This is a genomic window from Streptacidiphilus jeojiense, from assembly GCF_000719095.1.
In the GTDB taxonomy this organism is placed as follows: Bacteria; Actinomycetota; Actinomycetes; order Streptomycetales; family Streptomycetaceae; genus Streptacidiphilus; species Streptacidiphilus jeojiensis.
The window spans coordinates 321,990-347,567 of the sequence record NZ_JOEH01000001.1; the positions used below are offsets into that span (position 1 = coordinate 321,990).

Below are 25,578 nucleotides of genomic sequence, written 5' to 3' on the forward strand. Positions count from 1 at the left end.
ACCCGGATCGCCTGCTCGCCGTCGGCCGGCTGACCGTCCGTCGGCTGACCACCCGTAGTCTGTTCGGCCGTCACTTCGTGCTCCCTCGTTCGACTCGCTGACGGGGCACCCGCAGCTCGACCTCGGTGCCCTGACCGGCGGCCGAGCTGATCTCGGCGCTGCCGCCCAGATCCCGCAACCGGCCGCGGATCGACTGGGAGACCCCGAGCCGCCCCTCCTGCTCGGCCTCTCCCAACCGCTCCCAAGCGAAACCGGGACCGTCGTCGCGGACGCTGACGACCACCTCGTCCGGCTCGTCCTCGACCAGGATCCAGGTGTGCGCCTGCTCGCCCGCGTGCTTGCGCACATTGTCCACCGCGGCACCGACAGCGGCGCTGAGCTCGGTCGCCGCACGGCCGGGCAGCAGCACCGGCGTCCCCGGCGCGGAGACCGTCACCCGGGAGCCGGCCAGCGGGGTGAGCAGGGCCCGCAGGTCCTGCGGCTCGCCCGGTTCCGGCCGGTGCAGCGGGCGGCGCGGGGCCTCGTAGGAGGGATTGGGCACCAGGCCCTCGGCGATCAGTGCCCGCAGCGCGATCTCCTGCTCACCGGCCATCCGGCCGATCTCCGCGGCCTCGCCGCCGACCTCGGCGCCGCGCCGCTGCACCATCGCCAGCACCTGGAGCACCCCGTCGTGGATGTCCCGGGCCAGCCGCTCCCGCTCCCGGGTGACGGCCTGGATCTCCAGCGCCCTGGCCAGGGTCTGCTCGCTGGCGCGGGCCAGCTCGACCACGTAGCCGATGGCCACCCCGGCCAGCATCAGCAGCACGATGTTGTGGGCGTTGCTGGAGGTGACCCGGCCCCGCTCGCCGATGTTGGCCAGGCCGACCAGCAGTCCGGCCAGGGCGGCCGGGCGCCAGCCGCCCATGACGGCGAAGCCGAGCACGGTGGCGGCGGCACGGACCGTCGGCAGGGTCACGTCGTTGGCGTCCACGCTGGCCGCCTGGTCGAAGCTTCGGGTCAGCAGTATGCCGACGACCACCAGCGCCAGGTCGGCCCAGAGCCACCACCAGCCGCAGCGCGCCTTGGTGGAGAACACCCGCACGGTGGCGAAGGTCCACACCGTGAGCACCGCCATGTAGGCCCAGGCCGCGGCCGGATGGCTGTAGTGGTGCGCGTTCCCGGCGTAGCGGCCCACCGCGTACAGCAGCGTGAGCAGGCGGAAGGCGGTCACCGCCCGCCACAGCGGCTGCTCCACGGAGAAGACCCCCGCGGCGCGCTCCTCGGTCCCCACCCTGCGCCCCCTGATGCTCCGTCGGCTACGGCTGCTTCTCCGCGCCGCTCTGCTTGGCCTGCTTCTTGGCTTCCTGGATCTGCCGCTTGGCCGCGGTCGCGTAGATGTCGACGTACTCCTGGCCGGACAGCCGCATGATCTCGTACATGACCTCGTCGGTGACCGAGCGCAGGATGAAGCGGTCGTTCTCCATACCGTGGTAGCGCGAGAAGTCCAGCGGCGCGCCGATCCGGATGCCGGGCCTGACCCCGAAGTTCGGCTTGACCTGGCCGGGCGGCTGCAGCTTCTCGGTGTCGATCATCGCGACCGGGATCACCGGCGCGCCGGTGGCCAGGGCGATCCGGGCCACGCCGCCGACCTTGCCGCGGTAGAGCTTGCCGTCCGGCGAACGGGTCCCCTCCGGGTACACCCCGAAGAGCTCGCCCCGCTTGATGACCTCGATCCCGCTGCTGATCGCCGCCTCACCGGCGCCGCGCACCCCGGAGCGGTCCACCGGGAGCTGTCCGACGCCTTTGAAGAAGGCCGCCGTCAACTTTCCCTTGACACCCGTTCCGGTGAAGTACTCGGACTTGGCGATGAAGGTCACCCGACGCTTCATCAGTGCGGGCAGGAAGAAGGAGTCGGAGAAGGAGAGGTGGTTGCTGGCGATGATGGCCGGCCCTTCCGCGGGGATGTTCTCCATCCCCTCGACCCAGGGACGGAAGAAGATCTTCAGCATCGGGGCGACGATCATCTTCATCAGTCGGTAGAACAACCCTGGCCTCCAGATTCACGAACCACGGAGAACCTTAGCCGCTCGGGCAGTGGTGAGCTGTACGGCTGACAGGCAGGCATGGGACTATGCGGGTCACCCGTCGTGTTGTCCCGTGCAGACCCGGTGCAGCCCCCTGCCCGGTGCAGCCCCCTGTACGAAAGGAGCCGCAGATGCCGCTCATGCCCGGTGCCGAGCCGTACCGCCACCACAGCGGACCGGTCGGAGTCCTGGTGTGCCACGGGTTCACCGGCTCCCCGTACTCGATGCGGCCCTGGGCCGAGGCCGCGGCCGCCGAGGGCTTCAGCGTGTCGCTGCCGCTGCTGCCGGGGCACGGCACCCAGTGGCGCGACCTCAACATCACCCGCTGGCCGGACTGGTACGCCACCGTCGAGCGGGAGTTCGACCTGCTGGCGAAGGACTGCGAGCAGGTCTTCGTCTTCGGCCTGTCCATGGGCGGCGCGCTGGCGCTGCACCTGGCGGCGCAGAAGGGCGCGGACGTCTCCGGCCTGGTCCTGGTGAACCCGCTGGTGCGGATGCCCGGACAGGCGCACCGGGCGCTGCCGCTGGTGCGGCACCTGGTGCCCAGCTTCCCGGGGATCGCCAACGACGTGGCCAAGCCCGGGGTGAACGAGGGCGGCTACGTCCGCACCCCGCTGCACGCCGCGCACTCGATGGCGCAGCTGACCCGGCTGGTCCAGTCCGAGCTGCCGCAGGTCACCCAGCCGCTGCTGCTGTTCCGCAGCCCCCAGGACCATGTGGTGACCCCGGCCAGCGGGGCGATGCTGCTCGCCCGGATCTCCTCGACCGACGTCGAGGAGCGGCTCTGCGAGCGCAGCTTCCACGTGGCCACCCTGGACCACGACGCCGAAGCCATCTTCGAGGGAAGTCTCGACTTCGTGCGGCGGCTCACGCCCGCCGCGAAGGGATGACGGCCGTGCCCGAGCTGCCCGAGGAAGACGCGGACGTGCCCCAGGACGCCGCCGGGGAGGACACCGCCCCCGCCCCCGAGGAGCGGGCCGCCGCGGACGACGACGCGGTGTTCGCGCAGCTCGTCGCCGGGTTCGACAGCCCGGTGGACGACGAGGCGCGGTCCTGGCCGGCCGCGGAGGACCTGGCGGAGCTGGCGCCCGCGCCGCGGCCGCGACCGGTGATCAAGCCGCTGCCGGTGGTGCGGGCGATCCCTCCGGTGGACCCGCGCGCCTGGATCCCGCAGGAGTCGGACGAGGACGACCACTACGTCCCGCCGCCCCCGCCGCCGCTGCCCCGCACCGAGACCGCGACCCGGCTGGCCGTGGCCGCGGTGGTCGCGGGGGTGGCGCTGACCCTCTACTCGGCGTTCGGGCAGTTGCCCGGGGTCGGCGGGATGGGGGCGTTCCTGGGCATCGGGCTGTTCGTGGGCGGGGTGGCCACGCTGATCGCCCGGATGCGGGTGGACGACGACGAGGACGAGGACGACGATCCGCAGCGGGGGGCGGTGGTCTGATCCCGGGTGCGGCGCGTGTGTGGCTTGTCGCGCAGTTCCCCGCGCCCCTGGGGGGCTGCAACTGACCCACCGTGAGCAAGTTGCACCTCCCCAGCTGCACCCGACCTACGACCCCGCCGGAACCCTCAGGACGGCGATCAACGGCAGATGATCCGTCGCCGCGATCAGATCCTTGCGCGGAAGATCAGGAACCCCGCAGGCGAGGACCTCAATCCCCGGGGTGGCGAAGACCGCGTCGATCCGCTGGTACGGGTTGTCCGGGACGGAAGTGAACTCGGAGCCCCAGGGCGCGGTGGCCCACCCGTCCTGCAGGCGCTCAGCCAACAGCTTCCAGCCGGGGCCGTCCGGGTGCTCGTTGAAGTCCCCGCCGACCACGCCCAGCGCGGTGCCGGTCCGGCCCAACTGCTCCAACAGCATCCCGCACTGGGCATAGCGCTCGTCCGGGTCCAGCGAGAGGTGACAGCTGGTCACCGAGAACGGCGCGGCCGCGCCGAACCGCACCACCGTGGTGGCGAAGCCCCGCTGGTGCAGCCCCGGTGTGCGCGGCAGCAACACGTCGTGGACCGAGAGCGGCATCGCCCGGAGCCGTCCCAGCAGCAGCGGGCCGGACGCGCTCAGACCGCCGGACAGGATCACCAGTCCGGTGGACCGGGCCAGCCAGCCGGCCTGCTGCCGGGGGAACCAGAACCGCGGTGACTCCTGGACGCAGAGCAGGTCCGGATCGCAGGTCCGGATCAGCCGCGCCAGCACCGTGCGGTCGTCCCGCAGCGAGCGGATGTTGTAGCTGAGCAGGCGTACGACTTCGGAGCCGTCTGGCTGCGGACCGGAGGCGGGGAGATCGTCGGCGTCCATGGGGCCGAGTCTCGCACCGCCCCCGGGGGCGGTGCGAGAGTGCGCGCGGCGTGTCAGCGCTGGCGGGCCAGGTCGCCGGCGCCGGCGATCCCCGCGGCGGAACCCAGCGAGGCGAGCACCACCTCGGCACGGGGCCGGTGCACCCCGCCGATCAGGTGCTTCTCGAAGGCCTTGGCGACCGGTTCGAGCAGCAGGTTGCCGGAGTCGGCGACACCGCCGCCGAGCACGAACACGGCCGGGTCGAACAGCGAGGCGAGGTCGCCCATGCCGCGTCCGAGCCAGTCGGCCAGCTCGTCGTAGACCTCCAGGGCCAGCGGGTCGCCCTCTTCCGCCGCCTGGGTGATCTGGCTGCCGGTGATGGTCTCGGCGATGCCCTCGTTCAGCTCCAGCAGGCGCTTGCCGAACACCGGGTCGGCCGCGGCACGCTCGCGGCCGTAGCGGCGCAGGGCGCGGCCGGAGGCGTACTGCTCCCAGCAGCCCTTGGAGCCGCAGCCGCAGGGGATGCCGTCCGGGATCATGTTGAGGTGGCCGATCTCGCCGGCGACGCCGAAGCTGCCCCGGTACATCCGGCCCTCCAGCACGATGCCGCCGCCGATGCCGGTGCCCACCGTGATCATGATCATGTCGTTGTGCTGCGCCGCGGCGCCGAACCTGAACTCGCCCCAGGCCGCCGCGTTGGCGTCGTTCTCGATGACCGTGGGCAGGTGCACCAGGTCCTCGATGCGGGTCTTCAGCGGCTCGTTCTCCCAGGCGATGTTGGGAGCCATGATCACGGTGGAACGGTCCCGGTCGATGTAGCCGGGAGCGCCCACGCCCACCGCGGTGACGTCGTGCCCCGCCCGCAACTCCTTGATGGCGTCGGCAATGGCGCCGACCGCCCACTGCGGGTCCGCGGGGGTGGGTACCCGTGTTCGGGCCAGGATCGCGCCGTCCTCGTCGACGACCCCGGCTGCGATCTTGGTACCCCCGACGTCGACGCCGATGGTCAGTCCCATGTGTCCCTCAGTCTCCGCTGGCTTCCCCGCTGGCCGGTACCGTACCCGGCCGGGTGGGGCCGGGTACACACCTGTGCGTACATTAGCCGAAGACAGACAGCTGGGGATACGTTGGTGAGCCTTCAGGAGTCGTAGTCAACCAGGTCGGACGGACCGGTACCGGTACCGGTTCAGTCGAGGTCGATCTGCTCGGAGGAGGCCGGCTTCTCGGCCGTCCAGCGCTTCTCCGACGCGGAGACCGCCGCACGGTAGGCCGCCAACAGCTCCCCACCTGCGGCGATGAGGTGACCGTAGACCTCGGGGTGCTTGCTGCGCAGCGGGGCAGCGAGGTTCTGCAGGGCGCCCAGGCTGTCGCCGCTGCTGGCCGCCGCGGAGGCGGCGTTGACCCGCTCGCCCAGCGTGGAGGCGAACCGGCGGACCTCGTCCACCAGCGGGGTCAGCTCGGGGCCGAAGAAGTCGGCCGGCGAGGCGGGCTTCTTCGGCCCATCGGTCTCCGCCACCTCGTCATGGGCGGACGCAGTTGCCCCGGCGGGCGTGTCGTCCCCCGCGCCGCCCTCGGCCACGGCCTCGGCCCACACGTCCTCGTTGTTCCGGTCGTCGGCAGTCGTCATGGTTCCTGCTCCTTCTTCGAGCTCCGCGGGACGCGCTCAGGGGACTCCTCCGACGCTACCCCAACCGGCATGGCGCGTCGGCGTTCCGGCCGATGCGTTGTCGGTCAGCGGCCTGTCCTTCAGCGGCCCGCCGGTCAGCGGCCGCCGGGCCAGAGCGCCGGGTCCGGGGTGAACCGCACCGCCAGTACGCCGTCGCGCAGCGCCGCGCCGGCCACCGTGCAGCGGCGCAGCGCCGAGGGCAGGGCGACGGTGCGCCGGTAGGGGCCGACGCCGAGGACCAGGTCGTCGCCGCGCCGGACCAGGTCCAGGTCGGCGCGGTCGGCGCCGGGCAGCGGGATCCGCCACACCAGCGCGCCCTCGTCGCCCTCGCGCAGGTCCTGCACCGGCCAGGGGACGGGCAGCGATCCGGAGGGGTCGATCGACGGCAGTCCCAGCGACGCGAGCCGTTCCGCGCCCTCGGGCTCCGCCCCCAGGTGCGGGACCCCGTGCACCGGGGCGTCCCACTCCTCGCGCAGGGCCTCCAGCTGCCGCTGCTGCTCCCGGCGCAGTCCGGCCAGGAACGGCCCGCCGCCGTCCGGCTCGGGGCCCGCCGGCACCAGCCGGTTGACCAGCAGCGACTCCACCCGCTGGCCGTGCAGTGCGAGCCCGGCCCGGGCCTGCCGCAGCGCCGCGGTGGCGCGTGGTCCGGTCGGTGCGTCCAGCACCAGCCGGACCGTGGTCCCGGGCGCGTCGGTGACCGCGCGGACCTCGTCGAGTTCGGCGGCGGCCCAGGAGCGTGCCTCATAGACCCAGTCGGAGGGCATCGGCACTCCGGCGACGGCGGCCAGCACCGGGCGCAACGCCCGGGCGGCCTGGCGCTGTTCGGGGATCAGCCGGGCCAGGTAGCGGTCCAGCTGCTCGGGCAGCGCGAGCGCCGCCAGCAGCTCGGCGACCACCGGGGCGTCCACCACGACCACGTCCCAGTCGCCCCGGGCCGCGTGCCTGCGCAGCGCGTCCAGCAGGGCGAGGTGCTCGGCGCCGGGCAGCGCGCTGAGTTCGTCGCGGTCCAGCGGATCCACTCCGAGCAGGTCGAACAGTGGCTTGGCGCGGGAGAGCAGCCGCTCGGCGGCGTCCCGGAAGGCGGCCTGCGGGTCGAGCCTGGCCGCGAAGAGGCCGCCCTCCAGCTGGGTGGGCTCCGGCGACAGCCGGGTGTCGAAGAGCCGGTCGACGCTGCGGTGCGGGTCGTCGGCGGCGAGCAGCAGGGTGCGGCCGCCCTCGTCCGCGGCGAGCCGGGCGGTGGCTGCGGCCAGGGTGCTGCGGCCGCTGCCGCCGCCCCCGCTGACCAGGACGGTGCGGGGAAGGCCCATCAACCCTCGACGCCCGTCGACTTCACGTCGGCCGACTCCACCCGCTTCTTCAGACCGGCCAGCGCACGGTCGATGATGACCTTCTCGGCCTTGCGCTTGATCATCCCCAGCATCGGGATCTTGACGTCCACGGCGAGCTGGTAGATCACCACGGTGCCGCCGCCCTGGGACGGGTTCAGCAGGTAGGAGCCGTCCAGCGACTTCAGCATCTGGCTCTTCACCAGGGTCCAGCTGACCCGGTGGTCGCCCTCCCAGGTGTAGGCGAGGACGTGCTCGTCCTTGATGGCCCCGGCGTCCAGCAGCAGCCGCACCTGCTCGGCACGGCCGTCCGCGCCCTCGGCCAGCACCTCGATCTCCTTGACCTCACCGGTCCATTCGGGATAGGCCGCGAAGTCCGCGATCACCGCCATGACCTGTTCCGGGGTGGCCTCGATCGTGGTGCTCGACCTCGTGTGCTCCGCCATCGCTGGCCTCCGCGTCTCTGCTGCCTGGGTGCTGCTGGAAGGTTACCGGTTCAGAAGTCGAGGACCCAGGGGCGGCCGGTGGAGCGGAAGTGCCCGACGTTGACGCACTCGCTCCGGCCGATCCGCATCCGCCGCGCCAGCGGCTGGTGCACGTGCCCGAAGAGCACATGACCCGGTGCGGTGCTGTGGATCGCGTCCAGGATGGCCTCGCTGCCGCGTTCGAAGCGGCGGGCCACTGTGTCGTAGGTGAGCTCCGGGACGGCCGGCGGGATGTGGCTGCACAGCACGTCCACCCGGCCGAGCGCGGCGACCTTCGCCGCGTAGGTCTCCTCGTCCACCTCGTAGGGGGTGCGCATCGGCGTGGGCAGCCCGCCGCCGACGAAGCCGAAGGTGCGCCCGCCGATCTCGACCACCTCGCCGTCCAGCACCGTGACGCCGGCGCCGGCGGCGTACTCGGGCCACAGGTCGGGCCGGTCGACATTGCCGTAGGTGGCGTAGGTGGGGGTGGGGAAGGCGGCGAAGAGTTCGGCGTACTGGCGGCGCACGGCCTGCTCGGTGGCGGTCTCGCGGTCGACCGGCAGGGCCGCCCACAGCTGCCGGGAGAACTCCTTGGCCTCGTCGAACCGCCGGGCCGTGCGCATCGCCACGATCCGGTCGGCGTTCTCCTTGCCGAACAGGTCCGGGAAGATGCCGCGCGAGTGGTCCGCGTAGTCGAGGAAGAGGATCAGGTCGCCGAGGCACAGCAGCGCGTCCGCGCCCTCGCCCGCCCGCGCCAGTGCCTCGCTGTTGCCGTGTACGTCGCTGACCACATGCACCCGCATGGCGTCACCCTACCGACCTGTCCGGCAGTAGGGTTTCGGGCAGAGGGAAGCATGACCCTTCCGACGGCCGAGTGTGCGACCGCACCACACCGACCACAGGAAACATGCTGCTCACGGCAGTGTGACACAGGAAACATAATTGCCGTCTCCCCTATCGGAGTCCACGTACCGAGCAGTAACGTCCTGGCGTCCCGCAGCGTCGCAGACCGAGGAGCAGTCTTGCGCGAGTTCAGCCTTCCGGCTCTCTACGAGGTGCCGAGCGGCGCAAACCTCACCGACCTCATCCACCGCAACGCCGAACGGCACCCGACGGTCGGCGTGGTGAGCCGCAAGATGGACGGCGTCTGGGAGGACCTGACGGCCGTGCAGTTCCTGGCCGAGGTGCGTTCCGCCGCCAAGGGCCTGATCGCCTCGGGCATCGGCCCCGGCGACCGGGTCGGGCTGCTGTCGCGCACCCGCTACGAGTGGACCCTGCTGGACTTCGCCATCTGGTGCGCCGGCGCGATCACCGTCCCGGTCTACGAGACCTCCTCCGCCGAGCAGGTCGAGTGGATCCTCGGCAACTCCGGTGCGGTGGCCTGCATCACCGAGCTGCCCCGGCACCAGGCCGTGGTCGCCGAGGTCAGCGAGCGCCTGCCGGAGCTCAAGCAGACCTGGCAGATCGAGGGCGGCGCGCTGCGCGAACTGGCCGACGCCGGGCGGGAGGTGGCCGACGCGACGGTGGAGGAGCGGCGTTCCGCGCTGAACCCGGACACCATCGCCACCATCGTCTACACCTCGGGCACCACCGGCCGACCGAAGGGCTGTCAGCTGACCCACGGGAACTTCCTGGGCGAGCTGGGCAATGTGGTGGCCCGGCTGGACCCGCTGTTCCGCACCGGGGAGTCCTCGGTGCTGCTGTTCCTGCCCGAGGCGCACGTGCTGGGCCGGATCGCCGAGATCGCGGCCGTGCTGGCCCCGGTCAGGCTCGGCCACCTGCCCGACATCAAGGAGGTCGTGGCGGAGCTCAGCGCCTTCCGGCCGACCCTGATCCTGGGCGTCCCCCGGGTCTTCGAGAAGGTCTACAACTCGGCCCGGGCCAAGGCGCAGAGCGAGGGCAAGGGCAAGATCTTCGACCGCGCCGCCGACACCGCGATCGCCTACAGCCGGGCGCTCGACGCGGACGGCCCCTCACTGGGCCTGAAGCTGCGGCACAAGCTGTTCGACGCGCTGGTGTACAGCAAGCTGCGCGCCGCGCTCGGCGGTCGGGCCACCCACGCCATCTCCGGCGGGGCCCCGCTCGGCGAGCGGCTCGGCCACTTCTACCGCGGCATCGGCTTCACCGTGCTGGAGGGCTACGGCCTCACCGAGTCCTGCGCCGCCACCGCCTTCAACCCGCACGACGAGCCGCGGATCGGCAGCGTCGGCCAGCCGCTGCCCGGCTCCTCGATCCGGATCGCCGACGACGGCGAGGTGCAGCTCAAGGGCCCGCAGATCTTCACCGGCTACTGGCAGAACCCCGAGGCCACCGCCGAGGCGCTGCAGGACGGCTGGTTCTCCACCGGCGACATCGGCACCCTGGACGACGACGGCTACCTCACCATCACCGGGCGCAAGAAGGAGATCATCGTCACGGCCGGCGGCAAGAACGTCGCCCCCGCCGTGATCGAGGACCGGATCCGGGCCCACCCGCTGATCGGCGAGTGCATGGTGGTCGGCGACCGGAAGCCCTTCATCGCCTGCCTGATCACCATCGACCCGGAGTTCTTCCCGACCTGGAAGAAGCTCAACGGCAAGCCCGACGACGCCTCGGTCTCCGACCTGCTCCAGGACGCCGACCTGCTGGCCGCGGTGCAGGCCGCGGTGGACGACGGCAACGCGGCGGTGTCGCACGCCGAGGCGGTGAAGAAGTTCCACATCCTGGACACCGTCTTCACCGAGGAGTCGGGCCATGTCACCCCGTCGCTGAAGCTCAAGCGCGCGGTGGTGGCCAAGGACTTCGGCGCCGAGATCGAGGCCCTCTACGCGGGACGCTGACCCCTGCTCCGACCGGCCGGCGCCCACCCCGGCGCAGGCCGGTCAGAGCGGCGCAGGCCGGTCAGAGCAGTTCGGCCAGCCGCCCGGCCAGCAGGTCCCAGCGCCAGCTCTGCTCCACCCAGGCCCGTCCCCGCCCGCCCATCCGCGCGCGCAGGGACGGGTCCTGGAGCAGCGTGACCAGGCGATCGGTCAGCGCCGCCCCGTCCCGTCCGGGGACCACGTAGCCGGTCTCACCCTCCAGCACCGCGTCCGGCGCCCCGCCGGAGTCGCCGGCCACCACCGGCAGTCCGGTCGCGGACGCCTCCAGGTAGACGATGCCCAGCCCCTCCACGTCCAGGCCGCCGCGGCGGGTCCGGCAGGGCATGGCGTAGACGTCGCCGGCGCCGTAGTGGGCCGGCAGCTCGGACCAGGGCACGGCGCCGGTGAACCGCACCGAGGCGGACACCCCGACCGAGGCCGCCAGCTTCTCCAGGTCGCCCCGGTAGGGCCCGTCGCCGACGATCAGCAGCACCGTGTCCGGCTCCGCGGCCAGCACCCCTGGCAGCGCCCTGATCAGGGTGTCCTGGCCCTTGCGGGGCACCAGCCGGGAGACGCACACCACCACCGGGCGGGAGCTCAGCCCCAGCGCGGCCCGGACCTCGGCGCCGCCCGAGTCGGGGTGGAAGGTCTTCTCGTCCACCCCGGGCGGGACCTGGCGCATCCGCGCCGCCGCCTCCGGGCCCACCGCTGCGGCGATCCGCGAGCGGGTGTACTCGCCGAGGTAGGTCAGGGTGTCGGTGCCGGCGCCGATCCGCCGCAGCAGCTGCCGGGAGCCGGGCAGCTGGGCCCAGGCCGCCTCGTGGCCGTGGGTCATCCCCAGCAGCCGCTCGGCGCCGGCCCGGCGCAGCGCCGGCGCCGTCAGCCCGAGCGGGGCGGCGGCCCCGAACCAGACCGAGCCGCAGCCCTCGGCGGCCAGGATCTCGGCGGCCCGGCGGGTGACCCGGGGCGTGGGCAGCAGCATCGTGGTCCGGTCGCGGACCACCTGGAACGGCTGCTCGGCGTCGAAGCGGGCCGCCTCGGCGCCGTCGCGCCAGGTCGAGGCGTACACCACGATCTGCTCGGCCGGCATCCGGACCGCCATGTTGTGCACGAACGTCTGGATCCCGCCGGGGCGCGGCGGGAAGTCATTGGTGACGATCAGCGTCTTGTTCATACTCCGTCTTTCCGGGCGACCGACCCGCGTACCCCCGCAATCATCGGGAGGCATTCTGTGACCGGCGGGACGTGATCCGTACGATAGGGCAGTGCGGCAACCGCACGAGTGTCCGCGAGCGTGTTCCACCCTGTCGTTCGTTCCACCCAGCGGTTCCCTGTCGGCCTCCAGTCCCCGGGCGAGGATTCCATCACTACTCAGCTGCACCCGCTGTCCCGCCCGGCCGAGCCGGCGGACGACCCGGCGCTCTCGCGCGCCCGGGCGACGCGGCGTGCCTGGGCGGCCGTGGCGGTCAGCTGGGCGGCGACCAGAACCCTGGTGATGCTGATGGTGCTGGGGCTGCTGCAGCTCGGCACCAGCGACGTGACCAGCGACGTCAAGGTGATCTACCAGGGCTGGGCGCAGGTGCTGCAGACCGGCACCTTCCCGCTGGACGACGTGACCTGGCAGTACCCGCCGCTGACCGCGCTGGTGATGCTGCTGCCGCACTGGCTCCCGTGGACCTACTTCACCGGCTTCCTGGTCATGGTCGCCGTCGCGGACGCCCTGGTGCTCGGGCTGCTGCTGCGGGCCTCCCGGCACGGCCGGAGCAGGGCCGGCGCCTGGCTCTGGGCGCTGGTGGTGCCGCTGCTGGGCCCGACCGTCTACTGCCGCTTCGACCTGGTGGTCACCGCGGTGGCGGTGGTCGGGCTGCTGGCCGCGGCCACCCGGCCGCGGCTGGGCGGGGTGCTGGCCGGGATGGGCGCGATGCTCAAGGTCTGGCCGGTGCTGATGGTGCTGGGCACCCCGCGCGGCCGCAGGACCAGGGAGACCTGGACCGCGATGGTGGTCTCGGCGCTGGCGATCGGCTTCTACTACGCGGTCACCAACGTCGGCGCCTACTCGTTCATGAGCTTCCAGGAGAACCGCGGCGTCGAGATCGAGTCGCTCGGCGCCATCCCGTTCTACCTGGCCCACCTCTTCGGCTGGCGCGGCCACGCCGAGATGCACTACGGCTCGACGGAGTTCCTCGGCACCGGGGTGCAGCTGGTCGGCAAGCTGATGGTGGCGCTGTCCTTGGCGGCCTTCGCCTGGCTGCTGCTGTGGCGGTTCCGGGCCCGCCGCTGGACCGCGGCGACCCCCGCCGACGCGGCGCTGGCCGCGCTGCTGCTGTTCACCGTGACCAGCCGGGTGATCAGCCCGCAGTACCTGGTCTGGCTGATCGGCGTGGCCGCCGTCTGCCTGGTCTCCCCGCACACCACCCAGCGGCCCACCGCCTGGCTGATCGCCGCGGCGAGCCTGTTCACCTTCCTGGAGTTCCCGGTCTTCTTCGGCGACCTGGCGGCCTTCAAGCCGCTGGGCGTCTCGGTCCTGGTGGTCCGCAACCTGCTGCTGGCCGCCGCCGCCCTGGTCTCCTGCCGGCGGCTGTGGTGCGCGACGGTCCGGCCGGAGCCGGAGGCCGTGCCGGACATGGTGCCGGCGGCCCTGTCGGAAGGGCTGCCGGTGGCGCTGCCGGAGACCCTGCCGGAGGCGGCGGCGACGGACCCGGAGACCGAGCCGTCCTGCTGACGGCCGGCGGCCCCGCCCCGGGCGTGGGGCGGGGCCGCCGGCCGCGGAGCGGGGCTACTCCCCGGCGCGGGCGACCGGGCAGCCGCCGGTCAGGCCGCCGAGGAAGGCGTTGGGGTCGTAGTAGTGCTCGACCGAGAGCAGCCGCAGGTCGTCACTGACCTTGGCGATGCTGACGCCGAACATCTCCACGGTCCGGCCGTCGGGGGCATGGCCCTCGTACTCGCCGTCGAAGCTGCCCCAGTGCCGCCACTTGAAGGTCACCAGCGGCGGCGGGGAGACGACCTCCAGGACCTCCCAGTAGAAGCCGTTGGGGAAGGCACCGTGGAACACCTCGTGCGAGGAGTCGAAGTCCTTCTGCCCCACCGGGTAGAACGGGCTGTCGCCGATCAGGATGTTGTAGCTGCCCTGCTCGGCGATGTCCGCGGCGGTGGCCCAGCCGCCGCCGTTGACATTGGTGCGGAAGTGCTCGGTGACCATGGACACCCAGGTCGCCGGATCCTTCTTGTGCGAGACCTCCATCTCGAACACCGCGACGATGCTCTCGACGATCGCCTCCAGCGACCCGGGCTGGAACTGGTGGGTGCGCTGTTCTGGCATCACGGTGTGCGAGAGGTGGTAGTCGGGCACCTCTCCGCGCCACTCCGACGGGTCCGCCGCAGCGATCACGGCCTCGCGTCCCTGGAGCCAGAGCGGGGTGGACTCAGCAGTATCTGACACAGTGTCATCCCTCGTTCGACGATCAGAGTCGATCGCAGACACTACTGATACTGATGTTACTCCGTCAGGATTCGATCAAATCCATAACTACCTTGCCGCGTACCGGAGATCGGCCACCCACTGGGCCGTGAAGGCGCTCGTTCCGACGCCGGTGCTGCGGCGCAGCGCGGTGTCCAGCGCGGCCGCCGCGCCGCCGCTCCCGCCGGCCGCCGCCACCGCGCGGTAGAGGGCGACCAGCGCCTTCTGGCCGTGCCGCGCGACGATGCTCCGGCAGGCGAACCAGGCCTGCTCGTACGCCTGCGGCAGGTCGGCGGCCGAGCCGTCGAAGGAGGCGTCGTCGGGGAGCCGGGCCGGGATCCGGCCCGCCCTGAGGTCGGCCAGCAGCTCCGGGGCGATCTGCTGCGGGGTGCGGCCGGTGCCGAGGTAGCCGGTCCAGTTGGCGGCGCCCTCGGAGAGCCAGCGCGGGGTCCACTGCTCGGTGATCGCCCGGGTGGCGACATGCGTGGTCTCATGGGTGGTGACCACCCGCCGGCCGAGCGCGTTCAGGGTGTCCCAGACCTGCGGGTTGACGGTGATCCGCTCGGTGCGGCCGGCCTCGGCCGCGCCCAGCTCCCCGGTGGTGACGGCGGCGATCGCGGTGTACCCGGACGGGTCGGCGCCGAGGAGCCGGCCGAACTGGTCCAGCCCGAGCGGGGCCAGCAGCACCGTCCGCTGACCCCAGCCGGTGCCCCAGACCGCGCTGACGGCCGGCACCGCCCGGTCCGCCTCGTCGGCGAGCTGCTGCAGCGTGCCCTGGTCGCGCAGCCCGAGCACCAGGCTGGAACGGCCCTGGACCACGGTGACCGGGCCCAGGTCCCACAGCTGGACGTCGCCGCCGACGTGGTCGCTGTCCGAACTGAGCAGCCAGCCGCCGCCGCTGCCAGTGCCGCCTCCGCTGCCGCTGCGGGTGAAGGTGAGGTACTGGGTCGCGGTCACCGGCTCGGAGTCGAAACCGCTGAGGCGGTAGGACAGTTCGACCCGGGTGGCGAGCCGCGCCGCCCCCTCGGCCCCGATCACCGGCGGCAGCGGATAGGCGTCCAGCGCCTGGAGCCGGTAGGTCCAGGCGCCGACCGGAACCTGGGCCAGGTTGCCCAGCATCGCGGCGCCGCTGTCGCGCAGGGCCTGCGCCGTCGGCAGCACCGTCGCGGCCAGCGCCGCCTGGTCCCGGGCCAGGACCGCGGCGGCCCGCCGGTCCAGCACCGCCTGCACCGCCCGCACCGTCGCGGGGTCGGCCGTGCCCGAGGTGCCGCCGCCGGCGGTGTGCCGTCGGTCGTGCCACTCCTCGCCGCCCAGCGCCCCGGCGACCAGCACCGCCGCACCCGCGGCCAGCACCGCCCTGCGCCCGGCCGGCATCAGCGGCACCCCCGTCCGGCGGGGAGGTCAGACCCGGACCACCTCGGCCACGGGCATGCTGGTGACCCGCTCGTAGCGGACCCTGGCCCCCGGGTAGGGCGCATGGATGACCGTCCCATTGCCTGCGTACATCCCGACGTGGTGCCTGTCGCCGTAGTAGATCACAAGGTCACCGGGCCTCGCCTGGCTCAGCGGGATCCGCTGCCCGGCGAAGGCCTGGCCCTGCGAGGTGCGGGGCAGCGTCACTCCGGCGTGGCGCCAGGACCAGTACATCAGCCCGGAGCAGTCGAACGATCCGGGCCCCGCCGATCCGTACACATAGGGTCTGCCCAGGGCGCTCTCGGCGGCCGCCAGCGCCTGCGCCGCCCGGGCCGAGGCCGGCCCCTGGCCGGAGAGCGGCGGCTGCTGCGCGGCCTGGGCCGCCGCTCCCGCCGCGTCGTCCTCGCCCTGCTGGAGCTGGGCGCGCTGCGCCGCGGTCAGCGAGTCCAGCAGCGCCTTGGCATGGCCGAGCCGCTGCTGCACCTGGGTCTTGCTGCCGGCGATGGACTGACGCAGCGTCTCCAACCGGGCCAGCTGCGCCACCGCCTCGGCCCGGTCCTGCACCAGCTGCCGCTGGTCGGCCTCGATCTCCTGGAGCTTCAGCGCGGCCACGGCGTCGGCCTGGTCGGCGCTGGACGCCTGCTCCAGGTACTGGTCCGGATGGGCGTTGAGCAGCAGCTTCACCAGCGGGTCCAGCCCGCCCCCCTGACGGTACTCGGCGCTGGCGATCGAACCCATGGACTGGAGCAGGGCGTTCACGTGCTGCTGCTCCTCGGCGACCCGCTGCTGCAGCAGCACCGACTCGCGCTGGAGCGCGTGCTCCTGCTCCTGCGCCCCGTCGTACTGCTGGCCGGCCACCTCCGCCTGCGCGTAGAGGCCGTCGAGCTGGTGCTGCACGTCGTCGGCGGTGACCGGGGCGCCCCCTCCGGGGCTGCCCGGAGTCGCCAGGGCGCTGCCTCCGCCCGCGAGGACCGCCGCGGTGGCCGCCGCCAGGGTCGCGGCGGAACGCGACAGGGCTGCCACGGTGGAGTACTGGCCCAGCGGTCGGGCACGTCGGTGGGACGCCACGGGGAATGGCTCCATTCGTCGAAGCAGAGGACCGAGCGCCGACGTTAGCGAGTCGGACACATCGAGTCCAAACCCCAGCAAGGACGAAAATACCGCCGAAATTAGTACAACTTGACGAAACGCCATGTCGGGAGGGGTGTCCCGGACAGCGCAACGGGCCCGACCCCCCGCAGGGGATCGGGCCCGTACAGCCGTTTGGGCGGCCGGAACGCTCTCAGATGTGGCGCATCGCGTAGATGCTGCCGATCGTGTCGATGCTCTCGTACTTGACCACGGTGCCGGTGTGCGGGGCGTGCAGCACGGTGTTGTTGCCGGCGTAGATGCCGACGTGCGAGTCACCGTTGAAGAACACCAGGTCGCCGACCTGCAGGTTGGCGCGGGTGACCGCGGTACCCGCGTTGATCTGGTCGTAGGTGGTGCGGCCGATGGCCACCCCGGCCTGGGCGTAGGCCCACTGGGTCAGGCCCGAGCAGTCGAAGGTGTTCGGACCGGTGGCACCGTAGACGTAGGCGTCGCCGAGCTTGGTCTGGGCGGCCGCGTAGGCGATCGCCTCCACCGAGTCGCCGGCCTTGGAGGAGGACGAGCCGCTCGCACTGCTGGACGAGGAGGAGGACGAGGAGGAACTGCTGGCGGCCGCGGCGGCCTTCTCCGCGGCTGCGGCGTTGGCGGCCTTCAGCGCCGCCGCCTGGGCGGCGGTGAGCGAGTCCAGCTTGGCCTGCGCGGCAGCGAGCTTCTTCTGCACCGAGGCCTTGGAGGCGGCGAGCTGCTTGCTGGTGGCGTCGAGGGCCTTCAGCTTGGTCTCGGCCTCGGACTTCTCGTTGTTGAGCGTCGACTGCTCGGTCTTCAGCTCGGCCAGCATGTTGGACTGGCTGGAGGTGATCTGGCTCTGCGCCGAGGCCGAGTTCAGGTACTCGGTCGGGTCCGAGGAGAGCATCAGCTGGACCGAGGGGTCGATCGCCCCGCTGCGGTACTGGGCGCTGGCGACCGCACCGAGGGCGGAGGCCTTGGCGGTGACCGAGGCCTGCTGCCGGGCCACCTGGTCCTGCAGCGTGTTGACCTGCTTCTGCAGGGTCTGCTGGTCGGACTGGGCCTTGTCGTACTGCTGAACGGCCGTGTCGGCGTCGCTGTTCAGCTTGTCGATCTGCGCCTTGAGTTCGGCGGTGGTCTGCTTCGGGGCCGCCTGCGCCGACTGGGCGGCGGTCGCGGAGAGGGCGACGGTTGTGGCCGCGGCAGCCGTGAGCACGGTTATGCGGGCGCGACCGGGGGTTTTGGGACGACGATGGGACGCCACGAAGGCGAGCTCCTTCTTCCTACGTCCGCCTACCGGGTGAGCTGACGGGTTCGGGCTGGAAGACGTGCCCTACGGCGCTTCACCGGCGTACCGGCCTGGCGTCGATTCACCCCGAGGAACGTGGTTCCCCGGCTCCGAGACTGACGGCTCTCCCCTGTGGTCGCCCCGATGGCTTCGGGACGGGCCTGCCGTGCGGTCGGACTCGGCGGAAACCTCCGCTGCCACCCAGGCTGGGTGATCGACTTCGCGGTGGTTCGATCGCTGACACTAGTGACCCAACCGTGATCCGTTCAAATCCCTGTAAGTAAAAACTATCTTTGGTTACGACACTGCATCAGATTTCCAACGGACCGTAGTCGCGGAATGACCATCTGACGACGACATGGCGGTCAAATCGGTCATCAGGCCGAGGTGTTCGAGACCCGTGTGACGTGAGTCACATCAGGAGACAACCCACGCCTCAGCCGACTCCCAAACCTTCGGTCCGGAGCCGACCCTGCGTCAGAAGCGGCGAATCGCCACGATCGACCCGAAGTAGGACATCGGCTGGATCGACACGTTGTAGCCGTACTCGGGGGCGTTCAGCAGCATCCCGTTGCCGGCGTACATGCCGACATGCGCGCCGCCCTCCATCACCACGATGTCGCCGACCTTCAGGTCGGCGCTGGAGGCCACCCGGGTGCCCACCGACTCGTCGCCCTCGGAGGAGTGCGGCAGGCTGATGTTGGCGTGGGCGTAGGCCCACATCACCAGTCCGGAGCAGTCGAAGCTGTTGGGCCCGGCGCCGGCCCAGGCGTACGGGGCGATGCCGACCTTGCTCATCGCCGCCTCCATGGCGGTCCTGGCCGCGGCGGATATCCCGGAGAGGTTGATGTCGGACACCGACATGTGGTTGTCGGTGGAGTCCACCGAGCTGTAGCCGCCGCCACCGCCGGTGCCGGCCCCCTGCTCCTTGAGCGCCGCCGCCTCCACTGCGGCGCGCGCCGCCGCGGACAGCGAGCTGAGCACGCTCTGGGCGTGGTTCAGCTTGGTCTGGGCGGTGTTCTTGGCCGTCTGCATCTGCTTGAGCAGCGCCTGCTGCGCCGTCAGCTCCTGGGCCGCCTGCGCCTTCTCCTCGGCCAGGGTCTTCTGCTGGCTCTGCAGCATCTGCAGCAGCGCGGCCTGGCTGCCGGCGACCTGGCTCTGGGTGGAGGCCTGGTTCAGGTACTCCTCCGGGTTGGAGGAGAGCAGCAGCTTCACCGTCGGGTCCACCGCGCCCTCGCGGTACTCGGCGCTGGCCATCTGCCCGAGCTGACCCAACTCCTTGTTCACCGCCGCCTGCTGGCGGGCTATCTCGTCCTGGAGCACACCGGTCTGCCGCTGCAGCTCCTGCTCCTGGCCCTGCGCCTGGTCGTACTGCTCCGTCGCCTTGTTCGCCGCCGACTGGTCCGCCTCGACCTGGGACTTCGCCTGGTCGGTGGTGGTCTTGGCCGGCGCTGCCTGGGCGGTCGCCTGGGCCGAGAGGGCCACAGCGGCGGCGGCAGCGGCGGTCAGGATCGACACCCGGGCGCGGCTGGGTTGCTTGGGGCGACGGTGCGTGGCCACAGAAGCTGGTCCCTTCGAGCAAACACTGGCGAACACAGACAGACGTTCACAGACAGAGGTTCGAAGGGAGAGACTAGTGAGATTGATGTGACTCTGTCGCCCTCGGCGGTGAGTCCGGGGGTGATTGGGCGCAATGTCCTTTATAGGAAAGCCCTTAAGGCACCCTGGGAGGCCACACAGGCTGGACCACTCGGCACGGATCGCTCAGGTGCGGACGAGCCGCCGCAGCAGCATCGCCGAGGGCACCGGACGCGCGCCGGCCTTCCGCACCCCGTCGGCCACCTCCTTGTCGGTGGACACCACCACCACCGGACGGCCCTCCGGCTCGGCCCGCACCAGACGCCGGATCAACTCGTCGGCGTTCTCCCCGGACCGGCTGAACAGCACCCGTACCCCGCGCGGCGGAGCCATCGGCACCGGCGCGTCCAGGTCCTTGCCGTCGAACACGCAGGTGATCTCCGCCCCGCTGTGCGCGGCGAGCATGGAGAGCCCGTTCAGCAGCCTGACCCGCTGCTTGTCCAGCGGCAGCGTCGGGTAACCGCTCTTGGTGACGTTGTAGCCGTCCACCAGCAGATGCACCTGAGGGAGCGCCAGCAACTGGTCCAGCAGCGCCGGGTCGTCCCCGTCCAGGGCGCGTCTGGCCACGTCGTGCGGGGAGGCCGTGGTGGGCGCCACCGCCTCCACCGTGTCGGCCGGGCGGGTGGTGACCGGCTTCAGGCCCAGCTCCCGCTGCAGCCCCTGGGCGCCCTGCAGCACCACGTCCAGCAGCAGCCGCAGCCGCATCTCCTCGGCGCTGCGCCCCTCCCTGGACGCCCGTCTGGCCGCCTCGACGGCCGACTCGGCCTCGGCCAGCCGGTGCTTCAGCCGGCGCACCTCGCTGTCGGTGGTGCCGCGCTCGGTGGCACCGGCCGCCTTCAGCGCCTCCAGCTCGGCGGTGACCTTGCGGGTCGCCGCCTCGGCGCGCTTGGTGTCGGCCTCCAGGCTGCGCACCCGGCGGCGGAGCGAGTCCCGCTCCTTCCTGGTCTCGTCCAGCTCGACCCGGCCCCGGTCCGCCTCGGTCCTGCTGGTCTCGCGCAGCGCGGACAGCTCCGCCTGCAGCTTCTCCACCAGTCGGGCCGCCTCGGCGGCGGCGCCCTCCGACTCGGCCCGCTCGACCTCCTCGCCGGCGTCGCCGACCAGCTTGCTCCAGCCGGCCGGCCGCAGCAGATAGGCCACCGCGGCCACGTCCTGCGGATCGGCGGCGGCAGGAACCTGCCCGTTCTCCAGCGCCGCGACCAGGTCGGGCTGGCCCTGTCTGACTCGTTCCGCTATCCGCGACCGGAAGCCGGGCTCGGTCTCCAGGGCGGCGGCGATGGCGGTGGCCCCGCGCCTGGCCCGCTGCACCGGGGTGAACTTGGCGTAGGGGCGCAGCCGGGGCGGCAGCTCGCCGACCGGCATGGCGCTGAGCCCGTCGGCGGCGATGCCGACGACCCTGCGCCGCACCCCCTCGGGCAGCGGCCGGTCCAACTGCTCGACGGGCTCGGCGGGCTCATCCGGTTCGGCGGGTTCGGTGGCGGGCAGCGCGAGGTCTGCCGCCTGCTCGGGGCCCACGGGCCCCTCGGCGACGTCCGCCCGGTCTCGCTCCACCACGTCCGCTGTCTCCGATCCGGTCCTGCGGGACTACCTGCCCGCAGTAACCATTCTCGCCCGCCCTACCCCCTACTCGTCACCGCGCCACACATGCCTCAGGCCACCTGCCCCGGGGCACCGCCTTCACACCGGGCGCTCAGGCCTCGGTACGCCCCGCCTGCGCGGCCGCCTCGGCCTCCGCGCCCGGACGGTCCACCAGTTCCACCTGGTCCACCGCGTTGCACCAGCGGCAGCGCACCGACTCCACGGTCTCGCTCAGCACCTCGCGCTCCTCCACCCGGGACTCGCCGGCCAGGTCCAGATGGACGAACTCGACCACGCGGGAGGACCGGGTCACGTCGAAGCGGGTCAGGTTGCCGCACAGGGTGCAGCGCCACCGGGTCCCCTCGGTGGGAAGGGGAACTGACATGAGCGGTCCTCTCGCGACGGGTACGCCTACCTGCACAACCCTATGGCCTTGCCCTCAACGGCAGATACGGCGGGACAACCGGTGTCAGATTTGTCCGGTTAAGGAATGCTCAATCCATGTTGAGGCCGGTAAGCGCGAAGAATCCGCCCCCAGGGGGCGCACAGCCGTTCGTTCCGCTGGTGACCTACGCCCTGATCGCGGCGTGCGCGCTGGTCTTCCTGGTCGGCCCGGTCTCCGGGCTCGATCCGCTGTACGGCGGCGGGAACGCGCGCGCCTGTGCGGAGCTGGCTTACTACCACCACTGGGGGGTGATCCCCAGCGAGCTGATGGACAACCAGCCGATCGCGGCACCCACCACCCCGGGCTGCCCGGCCCCGGACGGCTTCCCGAAGATCCCGGCCCTGTCGGTGCTGACCGCGATGTTCGTCCACGGCGGCTGGCTGCACCTGCTGGGCAACATGCTGTTCCTCTACGTCTTCGGCGCGATGGTCGAGGAGCGGATGGGGCGGCTGCCGTACCTGCTCAGCTATGTCGCCCTGGGCTACCTGGCGACCTACGGCTACGCGGTCTTCGCCGGCGGCGACAGCGCCACGCAGACCCTGGTCGGCGCCTCCGGCGCGATCGCCGGCATCCTCGGCGCCTACCTGCGGCTGCACCCGAAGGCCCGGGTTACCAGCCTGCTGCCGTTCCTGCTGTTCCTGCCGCTGCGGTTCCCCGCCTGGCTGGTGCTCGGCGTGTGGTTCGCGATCCAGTGGGCCTCGGTCGGGGCGCCCTCCGCGGCCGTGACCGGGGTCGCCTACACCGCCCATCTGATCGGCTTCGCCGGCGGCTTCCTCTTCGCCTGGCTGCTGTACTGCCGCAGGCGCGGCTACGCTGATCCGACGAACGCCGCCGTACTCCCAGGAGACCCCCCGTGATCACCGCGATCGTGCTCATCAAGACCACCGTCGACCGGATCCCCGAGATCGCCGAGGCGATCGCCGCGATCGACGGGGTGACCGAGGTGTACTCGGTGACCGGACAGCACGACCTGGTGGCCATGGTCCGGGTACGGGCCCACGAGGAGCTGGCCGAAGTGATCCCGGGCCAGGTCAACAAGGTCCCCGGGGTCGAGTCCACGGAGACCCACATCGCCTTCCGCACCTACTCCCGGCACGACCTCGATGCCGCCTTCGCTCTGGGTCTGGAGGACTAGGTGCGGGTTGTGCCTGGCTTGTCGCGCAGTTCCCCGCGCCCCTAGGTAGGCGCAACTCACTCACAGTGGGTCAGTTGCAGCCCCCAGGGGCGCGGGGAACTGCGCGGCCAACCATGCACAACCCGCACCCGAGAACCGGTCACCCCCGCCGCGTGTCCGGCACGCACCGCCCACCCTCGGTCCGGTAAGCCCACTTCGCCCCGTCGGTGACCAACTCCCGCACCGCCTCCACAAAGCGGTCCACATGCTCGTCCGGCGTGCCCGCCCCGAAACTCACCCGGATGGCGTTCAGACTGCGCTCCCCCGGCAGCGACGCCTCCGGCGCACCGCACTCGGACGGCGCAGCCTCCTCCCCGCCCAGCAGCGTCCGCACCAGCGGGTGCGCGCAGAACAGCCCGTCCCGCACCCCGATGCCGTACTCCGCGGACAGCGCCGCGGAGAAGTGCGAGCTGTTCCAGTCCTGTACGACGAAGGACAGCACACCCACCCGCGGGTGCTCCTCGCCGAACAGGGTCAACACCCTGACCTGCGGAATCCCGGCCAGCCCGGCCCGCAGCCGGTCGATCAGGAACCGCTCCCTGGCCACCAGCGCGTCGAAGCCGGCCTCGCCGAGCGCCCGGCAGGCGGAGGCGATGGCGTAGGCGCCGACGACGTTCGGCGAACCGGCCTCGTGCCGCTGCGGACCGCGGTGCCACTCCACTGCCACCGAGCCGTCGGCCTCCCTGGCCACGGTGCGGCTGGCGCCGCCACCGGCCAGGTACGGCTCGGCGGCGTCCAGCCAGTCGCTGCGCCCGGCCAGCACCCCGGCGCCGAAGGGGGCGTAGAGCTTGTGCCCGGAGAAGGCGACCCAGTCGACGTCCAGTTCACGGACCGAGACCGGGTGGTGCGGAGCGAGCTGGGCGGCGTCCAGGACGATCCGCGCGCCGTGCCGGTGCGCGGTCGCGGCCAGCTCGCGGACCGGCCAGATCTCCCCGGTGACATTGGACGCGCCGGTCACGCACACCAGCCGCGGCCCCGCCGCGCTACCCGCCAGCGCCTCGTCCAGCGCCGCCACGGCCTCCTCGGGCGAGCGAGGGGCGCGCAGGTAGCTGACGGTCAGTCCGTCCCTGCGCCAGGGCAGCAGCGAGGCGTGGTGCTCGGTCTCGAAGGCGAACACCTCGGTCCCGGTCGGCAGCACGCCGGCCAGCAGGTTCAGCGAGTCGGTGGTGGCCCGGGTGAAGACCACCTGGTCGTCCTCGCGCAGGTCCAGGAACTCGGCGACGGTGGCCCGGCTCTGCTCGAACAGGTCGGTGGACAGCTGCGAGAGGTACCCGGCGCCGCGGTGCACGCTGCCGTAGTAGGGGGCGTAGGCGGCGACGTCGTCCCAGACCCGCTGCAGGGCCGGCGCGCTGGCGGCGTAGTCGAGCGCGGCGTAGGTCACCTTGGCACCGCTGACCAGCGGGACCTCGACATCGCGGCCGAGGACCGCGAGCGGCTGACAGACGGTGGAAGTATTCGGGTACGCCGACACAGACCCCTCCAGGGCATCCAGTGGATCCCCGGCGCAAGGCCTGATCGGAAGGGATCCGCGCTTGCCCCGCGGCATTGTTGCCGAAGGGCCTGGTCGTCACCCGGAGGCACCCCGCCACGGACGGAGGGTTGCCGGACAGCAAGCCGGGGCTGCAGCGGTCGTGAACCGCGCGCTGTCACTCGTGACCTGGTGAGAACTATGCCAGAGGTCCGCCCTGTGGGCGAACCCCCGTCCGGCATGTGGGACCGCCCGGACTACCTGTGCGTCGCCGCAGCCCAGCGCTCCAGCACCGCTGCGGCCGAGCCGGAGTCGATCGACTCCGCGGTGCGCTTCATCGCCGCCGCCAGCTGCTCGGTCAGCGGTGCGTCGGTCTGGTCCAGGGCGACCAGGGCCGAGGCCGAGTTGAGCAGCACCGCGTCCCGGACCGGGCCCTGCTCCCCGGCCAGCACCCGGCGGGCCACCTCGGCGTTGTGGGCGGCGTCGGCCCCGCGCAGCGCCTCGATGCCGACCGGGGTGATGCCGACGTCCCGCGGGTCGAACCGGCTCCGCCCCACCTCGCCGTCGCGGACCTGCCACACCGTGGAGGTCCCGGTCACGGTCAGCTCGTCCAGGCCGTCGTCGCCGCGGAACACCAGCGCGGAGGCGCCGCGGCGGGCCAGCACGCCGGCGATCAGGCCGGCCATCCTGGTGTCGAAGCAGCCCACGGCGTTGGCGCCGACCCGGGCCGGGTTGGTCAGCGGGCCGAGCAGGTTGAACGCGGTGGGGACGCCCAGACCGACCCGGGCCGGCCCGGCGTGCCGCATCGAGGGGTGGAACACCGGGGCCGGGCAGTAGGTGATGCCGGCCTCGACGGCGACCTCGGCCACCCGACGCGGGGTCAGCTCCAGATTGACGCCCAGCTTCTCCAGCACGTCGGTGGCCCCGCTCGCGGAGGAGGCGGCCCGGTTGCCGTGCTTGACCACCAGCGCGCCCGCACCGGCCGCGACGATCGCCGACATGGTGGAGATGTTGACGGTCTTGGCCCGGTCGCCACCGGTGCCGACGATGTCCACGGCCCGGCCCGGCACCTCTATCACGGTGGCGTGGGCGTACATGGAGTCGACCAGACCGGCGATCTCGTCCACCGTCTCGCCCTTGGCGCGCAGGCCCACCAGGAAGCCGGCGACCTGGATCGGCGAGGCCTCCCCGGTCATGATCCGGTCCATGGCCCAGGCGGTCTCGTCGGTCGACAGGTCGTCACCGGCGATCAGCGTGCTCAGCAGATCCGGCCAGGACCGCGCCTGCACGGGGTCGCCGCCGCCGTTCGCAGGAATCACGTTCACCATGGCCTGGGCCTCTCAGTGGGTGCAGATAAGGAGAGGCCCAGCCTAGCGACCGCGACGGCCGCCCCGT

The 25,578-nt window shown here is 72.1% G+C and carries 24 protein-coding genes and 2 riboswitches; of the genes, 6 read left to right on the forward strand and 18 right to left on the reverse strand.

The window, feature by feature from the left end:
- Positions 1–70: 70 nt before the first annotated feature.
- Both macS and IF29_RS0101410 read right to left on the reverse strand, forming a co-directional pair.
- Positions 71–1,270: a MacS family sensor histidine kinase gene (gene macS, locus IF29_RS0101405; protein ID WP_030248457.1), complete on the reverse strand. Its 1,200-nt coding sequence runs from the start codon at positions 1,268–1,270 to the stop codon at positions 71–73.
- A gap of 25 nt (positions 1,271–1,295) precedes the next feature.
- Entirely contained in the window at positions 1,296–2,024 is a 729-nt protein-coding gene (locus IF29_RS0101410; RefSeq protein WP_030248458.1) for a lysophospholipid acyltransferase family protein, read from the reverse strand.
- 170 nt (positions 2,025–2,194) lie between these two features.
- On the opposite strand from IF29_RS0101410, the gene IF29_RS0101415 reads away from it, so the two are divergent.
- Together IF29_RS0101415 and IF29_RS0101420 are read left to right on the forward strand one after the other, a co-directional pair.
- The gene (locus IF29_RS0101415) at positions 2,195–2,953 is read left to right on the forward strand and encodes an alpha/beta hydrolase (RefSeq protein WP_030248460.1); all 759 of its coding nucleotides are present in this window, start codon (positions 2,195–2,197) and stop codon (positions 2,951–2,953) included.
- 5 nt (positions 2,954–2,958) lie between these two features.
- The gene (locus IF29_RS0101420; RefSeq protein WP_051724749.1) at positions 2,959–3,507 is read left to right on the forward strand and encodes a hypothetical protein; all 549 of its coding nucleotides are present in this window, start codon (positions 2,959–2,961) and stop codon (positions 3,505–3,507) included.
- Positions 3,508–3,612: 105 nt separating this feature from the next.
- On the opposite strand, the gene IF29_RS0101425 is transcribed toward IF29_RS0101420, so the two are convergent.
- The 6 genes from IF29_RS0101425 to IF29_RS0101450 all read right to left on the reverse strand — a co-directional run bounded on the left by IF29_RS0101425 (position 3,613) and on the right by IF29_RS0101450 (position 8,596).
- Entirely contained in the window at positions 3,613–4,359 is a 747-nt protein-coding gene (locus IF29_RS0101425; protein ID WP_030248463.1) for an endonuclease/exonuclease/phosphatase family protein, read from the reverse strand.
- A gap of 53 nt (positions 4,360–4,412) precedes the next feature.
- Positions 4,413–5,354: an ROK family glucokinase gene (locus IF29_RS0101430; RefSeq protein ID WP_030248464.1), complete on the reverse strand. Its 942-nt coding sequence runs from the start codon at positions 5,352–5,354 to the stop codon at positions 4,413–4,415.
- Positions 5,355–5,524: 170 nt separating this feature from the next.
- Positions 5,525–5,965 carry a DUF5304 family protein gene (locus IF29_RS43120; RefSeq protein ID WP_051724750.1) on the reverse strand — a complete coding sequence of 147 codons (441 nt, stop codon included), beginning with the start codon at positions 5,963–5,965 and terminating at the stop codon, positions 5,525–5,527.
- Positions 5,966–6,099: 134 nt separating this feature from the next.
- Positions 6,100–7,311: an ArsA family ATPase gene (locus IF29_RS0101440; RefSeq protein WP_030248473.1), complete on the reverse strand. Its 1,212-nt coding sequence runs from the start codon at positions 7,309–7,311 to the stop codon at positions 6,100–6,102.
- Positions 7,311–7,775, reverse strand: coding sequence for an SRPBCC family protein (locus tag IF29_RS0101445; protein ID WP_030248474.1), 465 nt, complete (start codon positions 7,773–7,775; stop codon positions 7,311–7,313). Before IF29_RS0101445 ends, IF29_RS0101440 begins: the two co-directional genes overlap by 1 nt.
- Before the next feature lie 50 nt (positions 7,776–7,825).
- The gene (locus IF29_RS0101450) at positions 7,826–8,596 is read right to left on the reverse strand and encodes a metallophosphoesterase family protein (protein WP_030248476.1); all 771 of its coding nucleotides are present in this window, start codon (positions 8,594–8,596) and stop codon (positions 7,826–7,828) included.
- 219 nt (positions 8,597–8,815) lie between these two features.
- On the opposite strand from IF29_RS0101450, the gene IF29_RS0101455 reads away from it, so the two are divergent.
- On the forward strand, positions 8,816–10,612 hold the full coding sequence (locus IF29_RS0101455; RefSeq protein WP_030248480.1) for an AMP-dependent synthetase/ligase: 1,797 nt from the start codon (positions 8,816–8,818) through the stop codon (positions 10,610–10,612).
- Positions 10,613–10,673: 61 nt separating this feature from the next.
- On the opposite strand, the gene IF29_RS0101460 is transcribed toward IF29_RS0101455, so the two are convergent.
- Positions 10,674–11,804: a glycosyltransferase family 4 protein gene (locus IF29_RS0101460; protein WP_030248482.1), complete on the reverse strand. Its 1,131-nt coding sequence runs from the start codon at positions 11,802–11,804 to the stop codon at positions 10,674–10,676.
- Between the two features lie 120 nt (positions 11,805–11,924).
- Here IF29_RS0101460 and IF29_RS0101465 point away from each other — a divergent pair, with 120 nt between their 5' ends.
- Entirely contained in the window at positions 11,925–13,352 is a 1,428-nt protein-coding gene (locus IF29_RS0101465) for a glycosyltransferase family 87 protein (protein WP_063757401.1), read from the forward strand.
- Positions 13,353–13,406: 54 nt separating this feature from the next.
- Here the strand turns inward: IF29_RS0101465 and IF29_RS0101470 are convergent, their stop codons facing one another.
- The 7 genes from IF29_RS0101470 to IF29_RS0101500 all read right to left on the reverse strand — a co-directional run bounded on the left by IF29_RS0101470 (position 13,407) and on the right by IF29_RS0101500 (position 21,481).
- The gene (locus IF29_RS0101470; protein WP_030248487.1) at positions 13,407–14,069 is read right to left on the reverse strand and encodes a hypothetical protein; all 663 of its coding nucleotides are present in this window, start codon (positions 14,067–14,069) and stop codon (positions 13,407–13,409) included.
- Positions 14,070–14,156: 87 nt separating this feature from the next.
- Positions 14,157–15,461 (reverse strand): hypothetical protein, encoded by a 1,305-nt coding sequence (locus IF29_RS0101475; protein WP_084713386.1) that lies wholly within the window; start codon positions 15,459–15,461, stop codon positions 14,157–14,159.
- A 27-nt stretch (positions 15,462–15,488) separates the two neighbouring features.
- Complete coding sequence (locus IF29_RS0101480; protein ID WP_030248491.1) at positions 15,489–16,568, reverse strand: C40 family peptidase; 1,080 nt, start codon at positions 16,566–16,568, stop codon at positions 15,489–15,491.
- Positions 16,569–16,782: 214 nt separating this feature from the next.
- A complete protein-coding gene (locus tag IF29_RS0101485) occupies positions 16,783–17,859 on the reverse strand; it encodes a C40 family peptidase (protein WP_037593955.1) in 1,077 nt (358 codons plus the stop codon).
- A gap of 10 nt (positions 17,860–17,869) precedes the next feature.
- A riboswitch (cyclic di-AMP (ydaO/yuaA leader) is annotated at positions 17,870–18,018 on the reverse strand.
- Between the two features lie 342 nt (positions 18,019–18,360).
- The gene (locus tag IF29_RS0101490; protein ID WP_030248494.1) at positions 18,361–19,443 is read right to left on the reverse strand and encodes a C40 family peptidase; all 1,083 of its coding nucleotides are present in this window, start codon (positions 19,441–19,443) and stop codon (positions 18,361–18,363) included.
- Between the two features lie 204 nt (positions 19,444–19,647).
- The gene (locus IF29_RS0101495) at positions 19,648–21,072 is read right to left on the reverse strand and encodes an NYN domain-containing protein (protein WP_084713348.1); all 1,425 of its coding nucleotides are present in this window, start codon (positions 21,070–21,072) and stop codon (positions 19,648–19,650) included.
- Positions 21,073–21,208: 136 nt separating this feature from the next.
- Positions 21,209–21,481, reverse strand: coding sequence for a hypothetical protein (locus IF29_RS0101500; protein WP_030248498.1), 273 nt, complete (start codon positions 21,479–21,481; stop codon positions 21,209–21,211).
- A gap of 116 nt (positions 21,482–21,597) precedes the next feature.
- On the opposite strand from IF29_RS0101500, the gene IF29_RS41455 reads away from it, so the two are divergent.
- Both IF29_RS41455 and IF29_RS0101510 read left to right on the forward strand, forming a co-directional pair.
- Positions 21,598–22,398 (forward strand): rhomboid family intramembrane serine protease, encoded by an 801-nt coding sequence (locus IF29_RS41455; protein WP_051724753.1) that lies wholly within the window; start codon positions 21,598–21,600, stop codon positions 22,396–22,398.
- Positions 22,395–22,676 carry an Lrp/AsnC family transcriptional regulator gene (locus tag IF29_RS0101510; RefSeq protein ID WP_030248501.1) on the forward strand — a complete coding sequence of 94 codons (282 nt, stop codon included), beginning with the start codon at positions 22,395–22,397 and terminating at the stop codon, positions 22,674–22,676. Before IF29_RS41455 ends, IF29_RS0101510 begins: the two co-directional genes overlap by 4 nt.
- 139 nt (positions 22,677–22,815) lie before the next feature.
- Here IF29_RS0101510 and IF29_RS0101515 read toward each other — a convergent pair whose 3' ends face one another.
- Positions 22,816–24,186, reverse strand: a complete 1,371-nt coding sequence (locus IF29_RS0101515) for an aminotransferase class V-fold PLP-dependent enzyme (protein ID WP_030248503.1) — start codon at positions 24,184–24,186, stop codon at positions 22,816–22,818.
- A gap of 52 nt (positions 24,187–24,238) precedes the next feature.
- Positions 24,239–24,373, reverse strand: a riboswitch (SAM riboswitch).
- A gap of 67 nt (positions 24,374–24,440) precedes the next feature.
- Positions 24,441–25,511, reverse strand: a complete 1,071-nt coding sequence (gene trpD / locus IF29_RS0101520) for an anthranilate phosphoribosyltransferase (protein ID WP_030248504.1) — start codon at positions 25,509–25,511, stop codon at positions 24,441–24,443.
- Between the last annotated feature and the right edge of the window lie 67 nt (positions 25,512–25,578).

What these genes read in the sequence shown, in the direction of transcription:
- IF29_RS0101430 (WP_030248464.1), bottom strand. Translation starts at nt 5,354, where the DNA reads ATGGGACTGACCATCGGCGTCGACGTCGGGGGTACCAAGATCGCAGCC.
- IF29_RS0101415 (WP_030248460.1), top strand. Translation starts at nt 2,195, where the DNA reads ATGCCGCTCATGCCCGGTGCCGAGCCGTACCGCCACCACAGCGGACCG.
- IF29_RS0101460 (WP_030248482.1), bottom strand. Translation starts at nt 11,804, where the DNA reads ATGAACAAGACGCTGATCGTCACCAATGACTTCCCGCCGCGCCCCGGC.
- IF29_RS0101425 (WP_030248463.1), bottom strand. Translation starts at nt 4,359, where the DNA reads ATGGACGCCGACGATCTCCCCGCCTCCGGTCCGCAGCCAGACGGCTCC.
- IF29_RS0101445 (WP_030248474.1), bottom strand. Translation starts at nt 7,775, where the DNA reads ATGGCGGAGCACACGAGGTCGAGCACCACGATCGAGGCCACCCCGGAA.
- IF29_RS0101450 (WP_030248476.1), bottom strand. Translation starts at nt 8,596, where the DNA reads ATGCGGGTGCATGTGGTCAGCGACGTACACGGCAACAGCGAGGCACTG.
- IF29_RS0101440 (WP_030248473.1), bottom strand. Translation starts at nt 7,311, where the DNA reads ATGGGCCTTCCCCGCACCGTCCTGGTCAGCGGGGGCGGCGGCAGCGGC.
- trpD (WP_030248504.1), bottom strand. Translation starts at nt 25,511, where the DNA reads ATGGTGAACGTGATTCCTGCGAACGGCGGCGGCGACCCCGTGCAGGCG.
- IF29_RS41455 (WP_051724753.1), top strand. Translation starts at nt 21,598, where the DNA reads ATGTTGAGGCCGGTAAGCGCGAAGAATCCGCCCCCAGGGGGCGCACAG.
- IF29_RS43120 (WP_051724750.1), bottom strand. Translation starts at nt 5,965, where the DNA reads ATGACGACTGCCGACGACCGGAACAACGAGGACGTGTGGGCCGAGGCC.
- IF29_RS0101500 (WP_030248498.1), bottom strand. Translation starts at nt 21,481, where the DNA reads ATGTCAGTTCCCCTTCCCACCGAGGGGACCCGGTGGCGCTGCACCCTG.
- IF29_RS0101475 (WP_084713386.1), bottom strand. Translation starts at nt 15,461, where the DNA reads ATGCCGGCCGGGCGCAGGGCGGTGCTGGCCGCGGGTGCGGCGGTGCTG.